General features: G+C 59.7%; 21 protein-coding genes. 7 read left to right on the forward strand and 14 right to left on the reverse strand.

Annotation, left to right across the window (positions count from 1 at the left end; genetic code table 11):
- Positions 1-65: 65 nt before the first annotated feature.
- Positions 66-353: a hypothetical protein gene (locus GL4_RS16455; RefSeq protein WP_052464002.1), complete on the reverse strand. Its 288-nt coding sequence runs from the start codon at positions 351-353 to the stop codon at positions 66-68.
- A 130-nt stretch (positions 354-483) separates the two neighbouring features.
- On the reverse strand, positions 484-615 hold the full coding sequence (locus GL4_RS17920; protein WP_244462652.1) for an aconitase X catalytic domain-containing protein: 132 nt from the start codon (positions 613-615) through the stop codon (positions 484-486).
- A gap of 77 nt (positions 616-692) precedes the next feature.
- Here GL4_RS17920 and GL4_RS00730 point away from each other — a divergent pair, with 77 nt between their 5' ends.
- The 5 genes from GL4_RS00730 (at position 693) to GL4_RS00750 (ending at position 5,839) form a co-directional block, all read left to right on the forward strand.
- Positions 693-2,843, forward strand: coding sequence for a VTT domain-containing protein (locus tag GL4_RS00730; RefSeq protein ID WP_244462653.1), 2,151 nt, complete (start codon positions 693-695; stop codon positions 2,841-2,843).
- Positions 2,844-2,869: 26 nt separating this feature from the next.
- Complete coding sequence (locus tag GL4_RS00735; protein WP_045369137.1) at positions 2,870-3,544, forward strand: endonuclease/exonuclease/phosphatase family protein; 675 nt, start codon at positions 2,870-2,872, stop codon at positions 3,542-3,544.
- A 270-nt stretch (positions 3,545-3,814) separates the two neighbouring features.
- Positions 3,815-4,756, forward strand: coding sequence for a CHAD domain-containing protein (locus tag GL4_RS00740; RefSeq protein ID WP_172653262.1), 942 nt, complete (start codon positions 3,815-3,817; stop codon positions 4,754-4,756).
- A gap of 182 nt (positions 4,757-4,938) precedes the next feature.
- Positions 4,939-5,391 carry a hypothetical protein gene (locus tag GL4_RS00745; RefSeq protein WP_172653263.1) on the forward strand — a complete coding sequence of 151 codons (453 nt, stop codon included), beginning with the start codon at positions 4,939-4,941 and terminating at the stop codon, positions 5,389-5,391.
- Positions 5,375-5,839 carry a CYTH domain-containing protein gene (locus GL4_RS00750; protein ID WP_045363463.1) on the forward strand — a complete coding sequence of 155 codons (465 nt, stop codon included), beginning with the start codon at positions 5,375-5,377 and terminating at the stop codon, positions 5,837-5,839. The genes GL4_RS00745 and GL4_RS00750 overlap by 17 nt, the downstream gene beginning before the upstream one ends.
- Before the next feature lie 105 nt (positions 5,840-5,944).
- On the opposite strand, the gene GL4_RS00755 is transcribed toward GL4_RS00750, so the two are convergent.
- From GL4_RS00755 to GL4_RS00780, 6 genes are all read right to left on the reverse strand, one after another.
- On the reverse strand, positions 5,945-6,244 hold the full coding sequence (locus GL4_RS00755) for a hypothetical protein (protein ID WP_045363466.1): 300 nt from the start codon (positions 6,242-6,244) through the stop codon (positions 5,945-5,947).
- A 78-nt stretch (positions 6,245-6,322) separates the two neighbouring features.
- Positions 6,323-6,511: a DUF3008 family protein gene (locus GL4_RS00760; protein ID WP_045369141.1), complete on the reverse strand. Its 189-nt coding sequence runs from the start codon at positions 6,509-6,511 to the stop codon at positions 6,323-6,325.
- A 175-nt stretch (positions 6,512-6,686) separates the two neighbouring features.
- Positions 6,687-9,233 carry a DNA ligase D gene (gene ligD / locus GL4_RS00765; RefSeq protein WP_045363468.1) on the reverse strand — a complete coding sequence of 849 codons (2,547 nt, stop codon included), beginning with the start codon at positions 9,231-9,233 and terminating at the stop codon, positions 6,687-6,689.
- Between the two features lie 6 nt (positions 9,234-9,239).
- Positions 9,240-10,115: a non-homologous end joining protein Ku gene (ku, locus tag GL4_RS00770; RefSeq protein WP_045363470.1), complete on the reverse strand. Its 876-nt coding sequence runs from the start codon at positions 10,113-10,115 to the stop codon at positions 9,240-9,242.
- Positions 10,116-10,523: 408 nt separating this feature from the next.
- A complete protein-coding gene (locus tag GL4_RS00775; RefSeq protein ID WP_045363472.1) occupies positions 10,524-10,880 on the reverse strand; it encodes a hypothetical protein in 357 nt (118 codons plus the stop codon).
- A 409-nt stretch (positions 10,881-11,289) separates the two neighbouring features.
- Positions 11,290-11,916, reverse strand: a complete 627-nt coding sequence (locus tag GL4_RS00780; protein ID WP_045363474.1) for a cation efflux transmembrane domain-containing protein — start codon at positions 11,914-11,916, stop codon at positions 11,290-11,292.
- A gap of 590 nt (positions 11,917-12,506) precedes the next feature.
- Here GL4_RS00780 and GL4_RS00785 point away from each other — a divergent pair.
- Entirely contained in the window at positions 12,507-12,992 is a 486-nt protein-coding gene (locus GL4_RS00785) for a YciE/YciF ferroxidase family protein (protein WP_082025377.1), read from the forward strand.
- A gap of 195 nt (positions 12,993-13,187) precedes the next feature.
- Here GL4_RS00785 and GL4_RS00790 read toward each other — a convergent pair whose 3' ends face one another.
- The 4 genes from GL4_RS00790 to GL4_RS17355 form a co-directional block, all read right to left on the reverse strand.
- Positions 13,188-13,373, reverse strand: a complete 186-nt coding sequence (locus tag GL4_RS00790) for a hypothetical protein (protein WP_045363477.1) — start codon at positions 13,371-13,373, stop codon at positions 13,188-13,190.
- A gap of 39 nt (positions 13,374-13,412) precedes the next feature.
- Positions 13,413-13,550, reverse strand: coding sequence for a hypothetical protein (locus tag GL4_RS17350; RefSeq protein WP_156137330.1), 138 nt, complete (start codon positions 13,548-13,550; stop codon positions 13,413-13,415).
- 81 nt (positions 13,551-13,631) lie between these two features.
- Positions 13,632-14,105, reverse strand: coding sequence for a pyridoxamine 5'-phosphate oxidase family protein (locus tag GL4_RS00795; protein ID WP_052464004.1), 474 nt, complete (start codon positions 14,103-14,105; stop codon positions 13,632-13,634).
- A gap of 107 nt (positions 14,106-14,212) precedes the next feature.
- The gene (locus GL4_RS17355; protein ID WP_156137331.1) at positions 14,213-14,509 is read right to left on the reverse strand and encodes a hypothetical protein; all 297 of its coding nucleotides are present in this window, start codon (positions 14,507-14,509) and stop codon (positions 14,213-14,215) included.
- A 194-nt stretch (positions 14,510-14,703) separates the two neighbouring features.
- Here GL4_RS17355 and GL4_RS00800 point away from each other — a divergent pair, with 194 nt between their 5' ends.
- A complete protein-coding gene (locus tag GL4_RS00800) occupies positions 14,704-15,384 on the forward strand; it encodes a PRC-barrel domain-containing protein (RefSeq protein ID WP_052464005.1) in 681 nt (226 codons plus the stop codon).
- Positions 15,385-15,462: 78 nt separating this feature from the next.
- Here GL4_RS00800 and GL4_RS00805 read toward each other — a convergent pair whose 3' ends face one another.
- Both GL4_RS00805 and GL4_RS00810 read right to left on the reverse strand, forming a co-directional pair.
- The gene (locus GL4_RS00805; RefSeq protein ID WP_045363483.1) at positions 15,463-15,810 is read right to left on the reverse strand and encodes a hypothetical protein; all 348 of its coding nucleotides are present in this window, start codon (positions 15,808-15,810) and stop codon (positions 15,463-15,465) included.
- Positions 15,811-15,976: 166 nt separating this feature from the next.
- Positions 15,977-16,165, reverse strand: coding sequence for a DUF3008 family protein (locus GL4_RS00810; protein WP_045363486.1), 189 nt, complete (start codon positions 16,163-16,165; stop codon positions 15,977-15,979).
- Positions 16,166-16,310: the final 145 nt, after the last annotated feature.

Consider the following 16,310-nt stretch of genomic DNA (forward strand, 5'->3'; position numbering starts at 1 on the left):
CCTGCCGGGCAAACCGGCAGGGTGGCGGTATGACGATCAGGCTGCTCGCTCGGGGACCTCGCCCGTTAGGACAATTTCCAGAATGTCCTCGTCTTGAAGAAGCGCGCGTTGGTGTACTCGCGGGCCTTGTTCGAGTTCGTAACGGCGAACTCAGTCAGGGTGATGCCCGGGATACCCAAGAAGGTGAGTGGATACGTACTGGTGAATGTGATTCCGGCGCGCATCATGTCGCGGACCAGGTCAGGGTGTTCTTCCATGATATGGTTCTTCACGAGCGGCGAGCAGAGCAGATGCAACGGAATGGCCACTCGTTCGTGGCCGCGCCGGTCGGAAAGCGCATGAGTGACCTTCATTCCCCAGTCGTAGAGCTGATGGAACGAATTGTGCGGGCAGCCGACGAAGGCTCGCGTGGGTTTGGCGTCTTTTTACTCCATAGATTGGGATAGTTTTTCGGACGCGTTCGATCTCGGCATCATCGATAACTTAAGCCTGGTAGCCCTTGATGAGCAGATCGCGGCCATGTTCAATTGCGTCGGGTGTTATGTTTTCGACGTGATAGAGACCTACCGCCCCGTTGGTGGCGGTTGCGGCACCCATATCCTTGAGCTTGCCCATCGACAGACCATCCACCTTAGGCATCGCGCCAATCGACGGCTGCTGCTTGGCGGGGCTACAATGTTCTCACAGTGTCTGTGAAACCCAATAGCGTCGATGTCTCCTCGGGGAAAAGAATCCTGCGCCCACGTGATAATGTGTGGCGCATCGAGCGTTTCTCGCGCGCTGCAGTCCTGATAGATCCCGCGACCTATTTCGGTGCAGTCCGTGCGGCCCTGCTGAAAGCCAAGCACCGCGTCTTTATCATCGGATGGGACATCCATAGCCGCACCCGTCTTGTAGGTCCTGCGGGCCATGCTGACGACGGCTATCCAGAGGAGTTGGGCGCCTTCCTCTCTGCCCTCGTCGAAAACAAGCCAGAGCTTGAGGTGAATCTGCTGCTGTGGGACTTCGCTTTGCTCTACGCGGCAGAACGGGAACCGTTTCCTGTATATTCGCTGCGCTGGAACACGCCGCGGCGCGTAACACTTTGCCTCGATGACGCGGTACCGATCGGCTCCTCGCACCACCAGAAGCTGGTAGTGGTTGACGATGCCATTGCCTTTTCGGGTGGCATCGACATTACCGTGCGGCGCTGGGACACATCGGAACACCGCATCGATGAGTCGTTACGACGCGACCCGGCCGGTGAATCCTACGGGCCATTCCACGACGTGCAGATGCTGGTTGACGGTGACGCGGCGTATGCTCTGGCTGATCTGGCCCGTGCGCGGTGGCAGTCCGCAGCGCGTGAAATCATTCCTCCGGCCGACGCTGGTGGTGACCCCTGGCCCAAGCATGTCAGGCCCGACTTCGTCGACGCCGAAGCCGGCATCGCACGCACACAGCCGCTTTTCGAGAGGCTGGAGGCGGTGCACGAGGTGCAACAGCTGTTCTGTGATTCAATTGGCGCGGCGGAGGATACGATTTACATCGAGAATCAGTTCCTCAGTTCCATCCCGCTCGCAGCGGCACTGGCCCGGAGGTTGCGCGAACGTCCGCAGCTGGAAGTGGTCATCATCACGCCGGCGAGCCACACTTCCTGGCTCGAGGCAAGCAGCATGCGCAATGGCCGCGTCCGCTTCATGCAGGAGCTGCAGAAGCACGACATTGCCGAGCGCGTACGCGTCCTCTCTCCTGAGGTGCGCGATGGTAGCCGCGCAATGCACGTCATGGTCCATTCCAAGGTGATGATCGTCGATGACCGCCTGCTTCGCGTCGGCTCTGCCAATCTCAACAACCGTTCCATGGGTACCGATACGGAATGCGACATCGCAATCGAGGCGCGGCGCGCCGATGAGCGCGAGGCGATCGCCGCGGTCCGCAACCGCCTGATCAGCCACCACTGCGGCACCACCTCGGAGACTGTGGTAGCGGCACTGGCGAAAAATCCCTCGCTTGTTGCCCTAACCGACGGACTGGCTTCGAACGGACACGCGCTTCGGCCAATCCATGACGGGCCGGTGAACGGCAACGAATGGGCGGCCTACATGGAAAGCATCGCCGATCCCGAGCGGCCGATTGGTGCAGAAGAATTCGCCAGCACTGTTCTCGACGCGCGCGTCCAGCGGCGCGGTCTGTCGAACCTTGTCAAGGTATGTCTTGTGGGCCTTGTAATGCTCGCCCTGGTGCTGGCTTGGCACCTGACCCCGCTGTCCGATCTCGCACGGCCCGAGACGGTACGTAGCACGATGGAGTGGGTTGCTACGGTGCCCTGGGGCCCGCTTGTGGTGCTCGCCATATTCGTCGTCAGTAGCGTTCTGTTGTTTCCAGTCACGGTACTGATCGCAGCAACCGCCGCTGCCTTTGGTCCGTGGCTCGGCTTCGCCTATGCTGCGGCCGGGTCGCTACTCAGCGCGCTCGTCTCGTTCGGCATCGGTGCTCTGATCGGTCGACAGACGCTGACGGACGTGCTCGGTCCGCGGCTAAACCGTATTAGCCGCAGCGTGCGCAAGAGAGGGGTGTTAGCGGTGGCGGTAGTCCGCCTGGTGCCAATCGCCCCATTCGGCGTCGTAAATCTGGTCGCCGGCGCCAGCCGTATTCGGTCCCTGGACTTTGTGCTTGGCACCGCGCTAGGCATGTTGCCCGGCATCGCCGTACTAGCGGCCGTCGGCCACCAAGTCATCGAGGTGCTGATGGATCCAAGCCTAAAATCGCTCTTGTGGCTGGCATTGGCATTGGCGGCGTGGATAACGCTGTCCTTCAGCCTGCAGGCTCTCGTCTCCAAGTATTGGGGCGACTCTTCGTGATCGGGACGTCGCCGACCATCCGATTCATGACCTGGAACATCCATGGCACGATCGGTTTCAATCCCGGCTTTGACTTGGCCGGTGTCATTGCCTTGATCCTGCGCTGGAGACCCGACGTTATCGCACTGCAGGAAGTCGATTCCCGCCGTCCGCCCGAAGGCGAGGACGCCTTTGCGCTTCTTCAGGATGCACTGGGTCAGCATGGCATTCCCGCGCATTCCATCGCCAGCGCGGATGGTCACTATGGGCAGATTCTGATCAGCTCCTTCCCGATCATCAACAGCGAAATTCACGATATCTCTGCACCTGAACGCGAGCCACGCCGCGCTATACGCGCGGAACTCGGGACGGCTGCCGGCCCGGTGCGCGTCATCGCCACGCACCTTGGCCTGAGCATCCGCGAGCGACGTGAGCAGGCGCAATTGTTGCTCGCGCTGGCCGGTCCGCATGACATGACCACGGTCGTGCTCGGCGACTTCAACGACTGGTTCTTCGTCGGTTCCGTGCGGGCGGTGCTCGCGAGAGTCTTGCCCGGACGCAGTCGGTTTCGCACCTTTCCTAGCTTCCTTCCCTTGCTACGCCTCGACCGAATTTACTGTCGGCCCTGCTGCGCCGTACGCGACATGTATACCGACCCAAACGCGCGCAGCCTGTCGGATCACTTGCCGGTGATCGCCGACCTAGCGGTAAACCAAAGCTAATGCGGGGTGCACATCGTCCCAGGATTGACCCCCCGACCTGATAGTGACAGATCGTGCTCCCCAGAGCGTCTTGGCTAATAACCTAATTGTCTACGAACCGATTTCGTCAGCCAAAACGCTGCCGATAAAGTTCCCGCCGGCCGTGAGATGCCCGTGGAGCAACAGGATTCCACAGGTATTCCATTTGGAACGACAACACCCAACGCTCCAAAAAGGGTCTGAACATTTCCGCATCGCTGGAGTTAGTATCCTAGGAGAGACGAAGCAATATTGAAGGCTCCAGTGACCTATCGCTTCGAGCACACGACTAGGACCGTCGAGGAGAACCTGCGAAGTATTGCGCACAGTCAGATCGAGAAGGCTCTGGCGGAACTCGACGACACCGAGATGAGCGTTCAGGACACCGTCCACCAAGTACGCAAGCGCTGCAAGAAGCTCCGCGGTCTCGTTCGCCTCGTTCGCGGTAGCTTCTCGGACTACAAGTCCGAAAATCAGAAGTTCCGCGATACGGCGGCTCAGCTGTCCTATATCCGCGACGCCGAGGCCATCATCGAGACGCATGATGATTTGATCGGCGTGTATGGCGATCAGATCGATCAAATGGCTTTCTCGTCCGTGCGCGATCAGCTCGCGGCGCGCCAGGAAAAAATCCTCACGGAAAGGGACATTGAGCAGAAGCTGGCTCAACTCCGCGCCGAAATGGTCGACGCACGTGACCGGACTCATCAGTGGCGCTTGAGCGAAAAGAGCTTCGAAGCGATCGAAGGCGGTTTGGCCAAGACCTACAAACGTGCCCGCACCGCGATGGCGGCAGCGCACAAAGATCCGACGCCGGAGAAACTCCACGAATGGCGTAAGCGCGTAAAATACCACTGGTACCATGCGCGCCTGTTGCGGGACATTTGGCCTCTGATGATGCGTGCGCATGTCGAGGCCGCAGATAAACTCTCGGACATGCTCGGCGACCATCACGACCTAGCGGTCTATCGGATGACGCTGCTTTCCGATCCCGAGTCGTATGGCGATTCGGAACAGATCGAGGCTTTGATAGGACTTATCGTCGCTCGTCAGTCGGTCCTGGCGCAGGAGGCATTTGTCTTGGGCGCAAGGCTGCTGGCAGAGAGGCCCTCGGCCCTCGTCAAGCGCTGGCGCGCATTTTGGCGCACGGCCCTGCGCCAAGAGGCCGCTCGGGAAAATGCGTTGGCTGCCTGATGACCAGCTCCGCCCGGTTTGAATTCCGCACCTGGTCGCGCAACTTCGCGGTTGTTGAGGATCGGATCCGGCGATTGGCCTCGTGTGAGGATATCCGGGAGAGCACCGAGATTTATCTCGTCGCGCCCCGAATGTCCGCTTGCAACATCAAGATCCGCGATGGCGCCGTAGACACCAAAGCCTTGATCGACGAACTGGCCGATCTCGAACAGTGGCAGCCGGACTGGAACGGACAATTTCCCCTCGCCGCTCAGGCGTTGTCACAGCATGTGTTCCGACCGCTCTGCGGGGAGGTGCCTGACTTCGCGCGTCACAACTTCACAGAGCAGCAGGCTCTGGAGGAGGTCTTGCGGCCCCATCCCCTCATTGTGCCGGTAAAGCTGTTTAAGCGACGCTTCTCGTTCGCGATAGACGGCAACATGGTCGAATGGGTTCAAGTCCTAATCAACGACGCGGGCCTGGAAAGCATCGCGATCGAGTCGCTGGATCCGGAAAGGGTTACAAAAGTCCGCTGCATGCTTGGTCTCGCAGGGTTTCGCAACGTCAGCTACCCTCGCCTCGCCCAGCATGTGATCGGCATGAAGCCGCTACGGGGCGGGTTTGAGGAAGGCGGCAAGCTTGGCCCAGGAAATTGAGCGCAAATTCTTGGTGGTGGGAGACGCTTGGCGGGGACTGGCCCCGGGCACCTCTTACCGGCAAGGCTATCTGTTGACGAGCAAATCGCGGAGCGTGCGGATCCGGGCCGCCGGCGACAAAGGATATCTCACGGTCAAGGGAGCGACGGTAGGCGCAACCCGGCTGGAGTTCGAATATGAGATTCCGAACGACGAAGCGAACGAGATGCTCGACAGGCTGTGTGACAACCCGATCATCGAGAAGGCGCGCTATCGTATCCCCTTTGGCGGTTTCACGTGGGAGGTTGACGAGTTCCATGGCGCGAATTCTGGCTTGGTCGTCGCGGAGATCGAACTCGAGTCTGAAGAACAGGCGTTCGACAAGCCGGACTGGATAGGCGATGAGGTGACGGCGGATCCACGCTATTACAACGCCAATCTCGTCAAACGACCGTTTTGCGATTGGTAAGGCTCGGGCGTGCCCCGAACACCGAGCCGCCTTGCAGGTCTGCTCTTCGACTTTGAAAGCCGTCGTCAGGACGATCTGAACTTCGGCAGAAGCTGTCGCGGCACTCTAGTCGTTCGTGGACAGTTCGCGCCGCTCCTCGGGCGTACCGACAGGCGCGCCGGCATCAGCCAATTGCCGTCTCCTCCAAAGAGGCTTCCGCAAACGCGGAACGATGAGCAAGGAAATCGGCCATGCGAGCAAGGCGCTCGCGACGACAACGATTGGAATGCCGATCCAAAGATGTCGTGAAAAGCTTTCGATCGACAGCAAGACGATGAGACCAATGCCGAATAGAACGGCATCCGTAATCCCGTAGATGACCAATCCGATACGGCTTCGTGTCGGTAATTCGTTGGTGTTGCTCATTGGGCGTCTCCCATTTTTCGGATTCGAGGACCCTCGGCTTTTGTGGGTGCGGTCCGAGGTTGGCGATCGTCCGTCGCCCTACTCGTCCTCTTTGTGCTCCGGCTTTCCGTGCCGTGGTGTGGACGCCATGTCTTCAAGCTCCTTCTCGCTCATGGAGTCGTACATGCTTTTTGAGGCGCCCTTCAGCTCACTCACTTTCTGCTCGCCGCGCTTCGCAGCCAAAGCTGCGCCCGCGGCTTTCTGCTGTGCTTTTGATGTTGCCGGCATCTCGACCTCCGCAATCTCTTCACTGATAACCAACACCAGGTCTGCAGCGTTGTTCCGGGTCCAAGCGACCCACTTCCTGACCTAAGTCAATGAGACGCGGAGATTGGGACCCACACCCCCCGGCTTAGCCCCAGAGCCGAGACGCACCGAACCCCGTCGCGCAATGCCATTGTCATCATTCCCCGCGCACAAATTCGAGTGCGGCATTGGTGATGGACTGTCGCACTGCGCCGTAGCCTTTCCAGGGGTCGGATTTCAGGTGGGCGAGACGCGAGCGTATATTGCCGAGCGTATAGTCGGCGGCACCCTCGATGCGCGGCAGCTCGCGCCAGGACACCGGGGTTGCGATTGGTGCACCAGGGCGCGCGCGTAGCGAATAGGGCGCAATCGCCGTCGCGCCGCGCTGATTGCGCATCCAGTCGATAAAGATCTTTCCTTTCCGCTTCTCCTTGGAGGCTTGCGCCACATAGGTTCCGGGCGCCGCCTCGGCGAGTTTCAGAGCGAACCCCCGCGCAAATGTCTTGATGTCGGGCCATTCGCGCCGGCGCTCCAAGGGACAGATCACATGGATGCCCTTGCCGCCGGTGAGCAAGGCGAAAGACTGGAGCCCCGCTGCCTTCAAAACATCGCGCAGTTCCCGCGCGGCATCGCGCACGGCTGCGAACGGTACGGCGTCGTCCGGATCCAGGTCGAACACGAGCCGATCCGGCCTTTCGATATCGTCGGCGCGCGCGCCCCAAATGTGCAGTTCCAGAGCCCCGATCTGCGCGGCGCCGACGAGCCCCTCGGGAGAATCGATCAGCAAATAGGAGGACGTCTTGCCATCCTTCTGCTCGATGCTGACGGCCCTAAAGTGATCGGGGAGCGACGTCTTGTAGTGCTTCTGGAAAAAGCACTTTCCGCCACGCCCCGACGGACAGCGCACGATGCTCAGCGGCCGGTCTTTGAGATAGGTAAGGACGTGATCTTTGAACGCGACATAATACTCGGCGATCTCCCGCTTGGTTGCCCCCTGTTCGGGAAACATCACACGGCCGGGGTGGGTCAGCTTGACGCCAAGAACCTCGACGGGATCGTCGTTGTTGTTGTCTTTGTCCCGGCTGACGTCGTCTGGAGAGTCTTGGTTTGACGTGTCTTCGTCCGGCACCGCGGTCACGTCCTTGGCGGCTTTGTCTTCGCGCAAAGCCAAAAAGCTCGGATGCCGGAGATGGCCATCCTGAGTGCGTTCAGTGTACGAGACTTGTGCCACGAGCTTCGGCGTCACCCAGACCGCGCCGCGGCGGGCATCAGCCGGCAGTTTCTCGAAGGGGCTCGTCTTGCGCTGCAACGGCTCCATCTTTCGATGCAGCATATCGAGTGTCTTCGCGTTGAATCCAGTGCCGACGCGGCCGCGATAAACCAGCTTGTCCTTCTCGTACTCCCCAAGCAGCAGCGAGGCGAAGGGACGGCCGCGCCGCTCTGATTTGCGATAGCCGCCGATGACGAACTCGTCGTTCCCAATGCATTTGGATTTGATCCAAGACGTTCCGCGTCCAGATCGATAAGGGGCGGTTGCCTTCTTGGAGACGACGCCTTCGAGATTGAGGGCACAAGCCTTCTCGATAACAGCCTGCCCCGACCCCTCGATGTGATCGCTGTAGTGGATCAGCTTGCTCGCGCCTTTCAGGATCGCTTCAAGCTGCTCTTTGCGCTCCAGCAGCGGCTCCGACTTCAGGTCTTTGCCGTTGAGGGAAAGCAAGTCGAAGGCGTAATAACGGAGGTGAACGCTGGGATCGTCCGCCGCGTTTTGCAACAAGCCAAAGCGGCTGACGCCTGCGTCGTCGAGGGCCACGAGCTCACCGTCGATCGCAGCTGAGCCGACTTTCAGCGTGCGCAGCGCGTCGGCGATGGCGGGGTATTTGTCGGTCCAGTCTTTGCCGTTCCGCGTGATGAGGCGGACCTCGTCACCCTTGATGAGCGCCTGAATGCGATAGCCGTCATATTTCAGCTCATGCAGCCAGGCGTCGCCCTTGGGTGGCTGGTCCGCGAGCTTGGCCAGCTGCGGTGGCGTAAAGCTCACGCTGGCCAGACCGGACTTTTTCTTTGCGGACGAACCTGATTGCTTGGCCGTCGACTTTTTCGCCTTCGGGGCCCTCTTGCCCTCGTCGGTCCCGCCCTCCGCGATGGCAGCCATACCGCGGTCCGTCGCAACGCTTTTGGTCCAGATTTTCCGCGGGTCGCGGCTCTCGTCGGCGTCTTGATCGCGTTCCTTGACGAGGAGCCAGTTCTCCCGTTTCTCGCCCTTCCGCTTTTTCATGCGGACAAGCGCAAACCCGCCCTTCAAACGCTTGCCGTGGAGCTCGAATTTGAGAATGCCTTCCTCGAGGCCTTCATGGGGGTCCCCCTTGGGTTCCCATGTGCCCCGGTCCCAAAGCATCACCGTTCCGGCACCGTAGCCTTCCGGGATCACACCTTCGAACGTGCCGTAGTCGACGGGGTGATCTTCCGTGCGAACCGCGAGGCGCTTGTCGGCCGGATCGAGGCTTGGACCTTTGGTTACTGCCCAGCTCTTGAGCACGCCGTCCAGTTCAAGCCGCAGATCGTAGTGCAGACGGCGCGCGTCGTGCTTCTGCACGACATAGACATTGCCGCCCGGCTTCGCGACGGACCCCTTCGGCTCTGGCGTCGCCTTGAAGTTTCGCTTGGCGTTGTAGTCGTCGAGCGTGGCCGTACGTGAAGCCATGATGGACTACCCGGCAGCGCGCTTCGTGGTCTTGCGCCGCGACGACTTGGTCCGTGCCGACTTGGCTTCAGACCGTTTCCGCCCGGGCTTCATTTTGTCTTTTGCGATGCTCTTTTTGAGCGCGCTCATAAGATCGATGACATTGTCGCGGCTTTCCGCCCGGTCGTCGTCCGAGCTTGCCGTCACGGCGCCGGATTCGCTCTTCTCATTGATGAGATCGCGCAAGGCCGTGGTGTACTGCGATTTGAACGCCTCGGGATCGAACGGGGCCGATTTGCGCTCGATCAACTCCTCGGCGAGGTTCAGCATGTCCTTGTCGACCTTGACGTCGGGAATTTGCCCGAAGATCTGATCGCTCTTTCGTATCTCATCCTCGTAGCGAAGCGTCTCGAGGAGAAGGCCCCTGCCGCTCGGGCGGATCGCGATGACATAGTCGCGGCCGCGCACGGCCATTTGGCCCAAGCCCACCTTGTCGGTCTCGCGCAGTGCGTCCCGGATCACCGCGAACCCCTCTTCGGATACATCGAGGTCCTCAGGCACCACGTAATAGGGTTTGTAATAGTAGCGCGGGTCGATCTCGCAACTATCGACGAACTGCACCAGGTCGATGGTGCGCTTACTTTCGAGCTTGATCTCGTCGAGCTCTTCAGGCTCAAGCAGGACGTACTCGTCCTTTCCGACTTCGAAGCCTTTGACGATCTCGTCGATGTCAATGGGGCCGACGCCCGGCGCGACTTTCTGATAACGGACCCTCTGACCCGAGGGCTTGTGGATCTGATGCAAAGAAAGCCGGCTTGCCGAGGCGGTCGCCGCGTAGAGCTCGATGCCAATCGAAACGAGAGAGAGGCGCAAGTGACCTTTCCAATAGGCACGTGTCGCCATGTCATCCTCCCAAATCTGGATGGCACATGAGATGCGCCGAAGTGTGCGGTCTGACCACGGGTATCCTTAGTCTACTGGCTGACCGTGCAGACTTTCTAAATGCCCTTCAGCTTTGACTTTGGCACCCTGTAAAAACCGTCAAATTGGGAATGTTCCGGTAAGCACATCATTGCTCATGGTAGTGCGCGGCAGCTCGTTCCGGCGCTTTCTGTTGCCCTGAACGAGAAGAATGGGCGGTCAAGGTTTATGGGCGGCTTCTGGGGGGGAGCCGGTATGTTTCGCCGTCGTCCACTTTGGTTCAAAAGCAGTCAAGCTGGCCAAATTAGATGGGGTCGATCAGAAGGTAAGCCCGACCCATGAGGCGGGCCGGGCTACTTGAAAAATGTTTTTGCGGAAATGAGCTAGGCGCTATTCGCCAGCGGGTGTGCCTTCCATATTTTCCATGGTTGAGTCGTCAGCACTTTTGATCCAACCCTTTTTACAACCTTCTTCGAACTCACTCTTCTTGATCCGGTCATTGCTGTCGGAATCGACCATTTGAAAGTTCAGCACAAAGGGCTCGGCTTTACCTTCACTCAAATCGACATCGCCTCCTGGTGAGGCCATTTCCCAGACCTTCTGGCACTCCGTGTTATCCAGGATCTTACCAGGTCGACCAGACGGGTCTGGCTCCTGCGTCCCTCCCGGAACGGGAGCTCCGCCACCGGCGAACGCAAAGGACGTGGTAGCCAGTAAGAAGATAATAGCTGCTGCTTGCTGCTTCATTTTGTCCTCCTTGTTCTACGTCAAGTTATCGAAGACATAAATTCACGTAAAAACGAAATCGGAGTTTTCAAGGGGCCGCCACTAGTACAACGCCAATATTGTCAACCGGCACTTGTGCGATTGTTGCGGATCGGGGGAACGTACTTAGCGTGCGAAGCCGCCTCGTGCTCGTGCCGTGGCGCTCGAAAGCTGCCTTCAACCCCATCATTACTTCGACGGTTGGCTCGTGCAGCACGCTCCACTGAGAGCAATGCGCGCGATAGCCGTCTTTGGAATACCTGCTGAAAGTGTCAGGGGAACTCAGCAATGGAGAAGCGATTGAGGTCTCTTCTGGATCAATACGCGACATCAACCGTGTGCGCCTACGCCGCTTCGAAGAAGAATGGCGACGTTACCCTGTAGGAGAAGGTCATGTCGTTGTTTCGGCACTGCGCAGTTCGCCCACAGCCTGCCGGAGGATCTGAACCGAGGAGGTAACGAAGACGCCGGCCATCAATGCCGCAACGCATAGATCGGGCCACCTCGTGCCCGTGATCCAGACACCCAGCGCCGCCAGCATCACCGCCACGTTGCCAATGGCATCATTGCGCGAGCAAAGCCAAACCGACCTGACGTTGGCGTCACCATCCTTGTAGCGAATGAGGAGGAGAACGCTCGTGGCATTGGCAGCAAGTGCTAGAAAGCCGACAAGACCCATTACTTCTGCTTGAGGAGTGCCGACTACCAGTACGTGGTACGCCGTTGCACCAAGGACCCACACTCCCATGACCGTGAGACTTACGCCCTTGACGAAGGCGGCCCACGCGCGAACCCGCAGAGCGGAGCCGATCACTGCTAGGGTCATGCCGTAGGTCAGCGTGTCGCCCAGGAAGTCGAGCGCGTCAGCTTGGAGCGCTCGCGACCCTGCCAATGCACCGGCACCCATCTCTACAAGGAACATCACGGCGTTGATGCTGATAACCGCCCAGAGACGACGCTTGTAGGCAGGATCAAGCCCTTCGAACCGCGTCTCATTTCCGCAGCAACTTGCACTCATGCCCGCAACATAGTGAGACCGACGCCACTGACCAAGGTAGTGAGCAGCTGTGAGGCCGTCTGGATAGGCGCGCGCGCCGGGCGACCGAGATGTCTGCTATGGGTCAGAAGCGGACAGTCCTCGGACAGATCAGGGGTGTCTGCTTTAGCCTCAAAAACCGACATGGGCTGGAAGAGGTTTTTGCAAACGGGGTTGCAAACGAACCGGGCAGCATCGAACCGTATTCGAAGTCATGATCCGGGACGACAGCGATGCAGGTAGCGAACGGAATCATGCGGTTGGCCATTACGCATCACAAGGCGGCATGAGAATCGCAGATCTCGAAAACCGGTGAGCGGGCAAGCGTTCCGAGGGTTCGAATCCTTCCCTCTCCGCAAAGCCTCTGCGCCCAGTCATTCTCTGCCACGTCGTCCGCACATGATCAGTCCTGTTAGCGGCTCCCATTGGCTCGCCGTCGAATAGGATGGGACCGCACGCGCCGCCTTTCGGCAGGCGCTGCCGCCCCCATCAAACGCGGAACACTCGCACGTCCTTCGTGTTGACGAGGCCCAGTCCCGACTCAGGACCAAACACGACATGAGGATGACGCAGTGAAAAATCTGGAAGGCTTATTCAAGCACTTTCTCCGCGACATGTACTACGCGGAGAACAAGATCCTGGACAGTCTGCCGAAGATGGCAAAGGAAGCCGATGCGGCGGATCTCCGCGATGCGTTCAATGCGCACCACAAGGAAACCAAGACGCAAGTCGCAAATCTAGAAAAGGTCTTCAAAGCCTTGGACCTCAAGCCTCGCGGCGTAACCTGCGAAGCGATCAACGGCATTATCGAAGAGGCCAAGGAAATCATGAAGGAGTGCGAAGACCCGGATGCCCGCGACGCCGGCATGATCGCCGCCGCACAGGCCGTCGAGCACTACGAGATCACACGCTACGGCACGATGGTGGCCTGGGCGCAGCAGCTCAACATGCCGAATGAAGCAAAGCTGCTCGCGGCCAATCTCGACCAGGAGTATGCGGCCGACAAGAAGCTATCGATGCTTGCCGAGAGCGCGCTTAACAAACAGGCCGTTGCGTAACGGCTGCCCAAGACTTCCGAGAGGGGCGCGTTAGCCGGGCGACGAGATGAACAGGCGCACCGGCAATCCGGTGCGCTCGTCATCCGAGCCGCGGACGAGCCCCTCGAGGCCTTTCACCTGAAGTATCAGCGGGTGCCAGTCGATCAGGTTCTCGCTCGTGAGTGTCTTGAGGCTGTTGAGCCTCTTGCCTCGCCCCTACTTTCGCTCGGCGGTGCCGTGACCGGGTTTCGATCCCTCTCGCATGGAAGACTTGCTTGCACGAGAGTCCTTCAAATTCCGCAGCATTTCTTCGCTTTCTTTTTCTTCCTGGGCACGTTTCTGGCCGAGGTGGCCCTCCAGTTGCCCTTTGTTGGATTCGCCTTTGCGGGATTTCTTCGTCATGGTTCCTCCTTCCCGGCCAGAGCTCTCGGAACTAGCGCGCTAGAGATACGCGTTGAGCACGACGGCGGCGATGGCCGCCAAGACCAGTGAGCCCAGGAGGACCCAGATAACGCCGGAGCGTTGGCCTTGGCGCGCTTCGGTGGCGCTCTTCTCGATTTGTCTGTCGTCCTTGTGCATGTCCGTTCTCCCTGGATGACTCGTTGCGCCGGCGCGGCTCTGCGCCAGTGACACTGCCTGGCCACGCCCGCCGCTCGGGCATCAGCCGAAGTTGATCGTGCTTTTTCGATTTTCACCGAGGTCTGGCTTCTGACCGGTCGCGCGCGCCCTTGCGAACTCGAGTGCCGCGACTGCGGAACTCGCCGGTCCATCCCACATCTCTGCACGCGTAAGCTCCACGCGCATCACCATGAGGTTGGGATCATCGGGACCATCCCACCACGCCTCCTGCTTCTTGTTCCAAAGGCTGCGCGCACGCTTCGGGTCTCGTCCGACCGACGCACGGCCGGTCAGGCTTAGATAGGCCCTCTCGTCCGGGTGAATGAAACACAGGCAGACACCGGAATGAGCCTTCACCTCGTCATCCTTCAGACCGCGGCGATCGGTCAGAAACCAGATGACTTCGTTATCGCGATCGGGGCGCGCCTCCATGGGACGGGCTCGGGGACCATCGATGGCATTCGTCGTCAGCATACAGACGTTCGCCTTGCCGATGACGTCCCATACGCGGTCCATTGTAGCGTCGGCACTAGTGCTCATGTCGCCTCATAACGATGTTGCTCGAGGGCGCGCGCGGAGCGCAGCGATGATGGCATAGCTGCGCTGCGCATATGCGCCTTGTCTCAATCGTCGTCACACTTGTACTTCCAGCGGCCGAGCAGTCCCTGCTTCCAATAGCAGTACGGAGACTGCGGTGGCCCCCAGCTTCTCGCATAGCCGGGAACCGGGCCCCAATAGCCGGGAACCCATGAGCAGCGACGTCCGATGCACTGCCACGCAGCTTTCTGGACGGTATTGGTTTGGACAGGATTGATGTTAACAGCCGAGCCGAGCGGCGCCGCTTCGACAGGCGTTGCCTGGCCCACGAGCAGTACAGCTGCAGCAAGTGCGGCACTGCATAGAAGTGTCTTTATCATCATCGCCTCCGTGGTGGTTTCGCTGTGGTAGCAACACCTCGGCTGTCCACTTGTTCCAACATCGTGGCGCGTGGTGATGCATGGGTCGCATGGGACGTCGTCACCCCTTCGAAGGAACAATCGCGAACTGCTCTTGTTTACCGGACACGAAAGAACAGGCTGCGCGATCACGCGGCCGTCGTAACCAAGAGGACGATATGAAAGTCAAACTTCTCACGACTCTCACACTGGCGCTGCCGCTTATGGCAAGCGCGTCGCCGATGGTGCTTGCCGCCTCCGACGAGCCCCAGACGAAGGCCGAAGCGCCAAAGGATGCCATGCAGTCCAAGGAAAGCGCGAAGGACACGGGCGCAACCAAGACGATGGACTCGTCGATGAAAAACAACGACAACCCCGACATGAAGACGGCCAGCAACATTGAGTATGTCACGCGCCAGCAGCCGTCGGAATGGTCCGCTCAGGCTCTTATCGGTCGCGACGTAATCAACACCGACGGCGAGGAACTCGGCGAGATCAACAACGTGATCATCGACGAGAGCGGCAAGGTCGTGGCTGTAACAGTCGGCGTCGGCGGCTTCCTCGGTCTAGGCGAGAAGGACGTTGGGGTTCCGTTCGATGCACTGAAATTCGAGACGGGCACGCAGTCCACTGAGACAACGCAGGACAGCGACACCGCCGATCAGGAAAAAGCGGCTGACGAGCAGTCCTCCGGTGAGACCGGAAATGCGTTATCGGATCGGTTCGAGCGCGAACATCCCGACACGAAAGTCGTGCTCGACGCCACGCGCAGCCAACTCAAGAGCGCTCCCGAGTTCCTGTGGCTAGATGAGCAGGCCGACAAGCGGGCCGAAGCCGAGGGCACGACGACCGCACAGTAGTCCGGCGCCTAACAGGCCCTAGTGCGCCGCAGCAAGGCTCCCGCGTAGTGGGTTGAACCATGCGCGGGAGCTTCGTCCCTATTCGTTCAATGGACAGTTCTTTATGGGCACCGTCATGCTCCGACCTTCCGAGTAGAGCAGCACGGAACAGCGGTGCGGGATCCGGGACTGGCGGAAAACGAAGCGCCCCACGCGATTGCTGCGCGTCGCGAGAACCCGATCCAATGACACGAACTGCATCGGCTCGGCGGTCTTTCCGCGAACAATTACCAAGCCACCATCATAGCGTGCCTTCGCTGAGACGACCTCGGCGTAACCGGTGTCCAGCGCGCCGAGAAAAGCGGCGATAGCGGCAAGCCCAGCGAGCGCTATCCGTCGGGGCTTAAGCGTCAATGACTCGGAACAAAAGGGAATTTTGAACGTCATAGGTCACCTCCTTTGAGCGTCTGGACGATATCGTCGCGGCGTAGTCGCGTTTCAGGCAACGACTGAGGGAAGGTTGGCGATCCGGCGTGACTTAGAACTCGCAAGCGACATTTCCTCCGAGCGTGCGCCATTGTTAGTGACATCGCGCCCACACCGAAAGTAGGGCCTACGAGCCGGAGGCGTGCTGGGGCTTGCCGCGTCGCGGTGTCGAGGCCATCTCTTCCAGTTCCTTCTCACTCATCGAGTCGTACATGCTTTTCGAAGCGCCTTTGAGCGAGCTCACTTTCTGCTCTCCACGCTTAGCCGCGAGGGCTGCGCCTGCGGCGTTCTGCTGCGCTTTGGATGTTGCTGGCATGGGAACCTCCGGGATCGTTATACTACGGCACCAACACCTCCGGCACCGCGGTGTTCCCGACGGCGCGACGGCTCCTATTGTCCAGCTTGAGCCTGTGTGCGGACCTTGATGCCGGAGAGCTTTTGGTCCGCTAAGCACTAAAAGC

It is taken from the genome of Methyloceanibacter caenitepidi (assembly GCF_000828475.1).
Lineage (GTDB): Bacteria > Pseudomonadota > Alphaproteobacteria > Rhizobiales > Methyloligellaceae > Methyloceanibacter > Methyloceanibacter caenitepidi.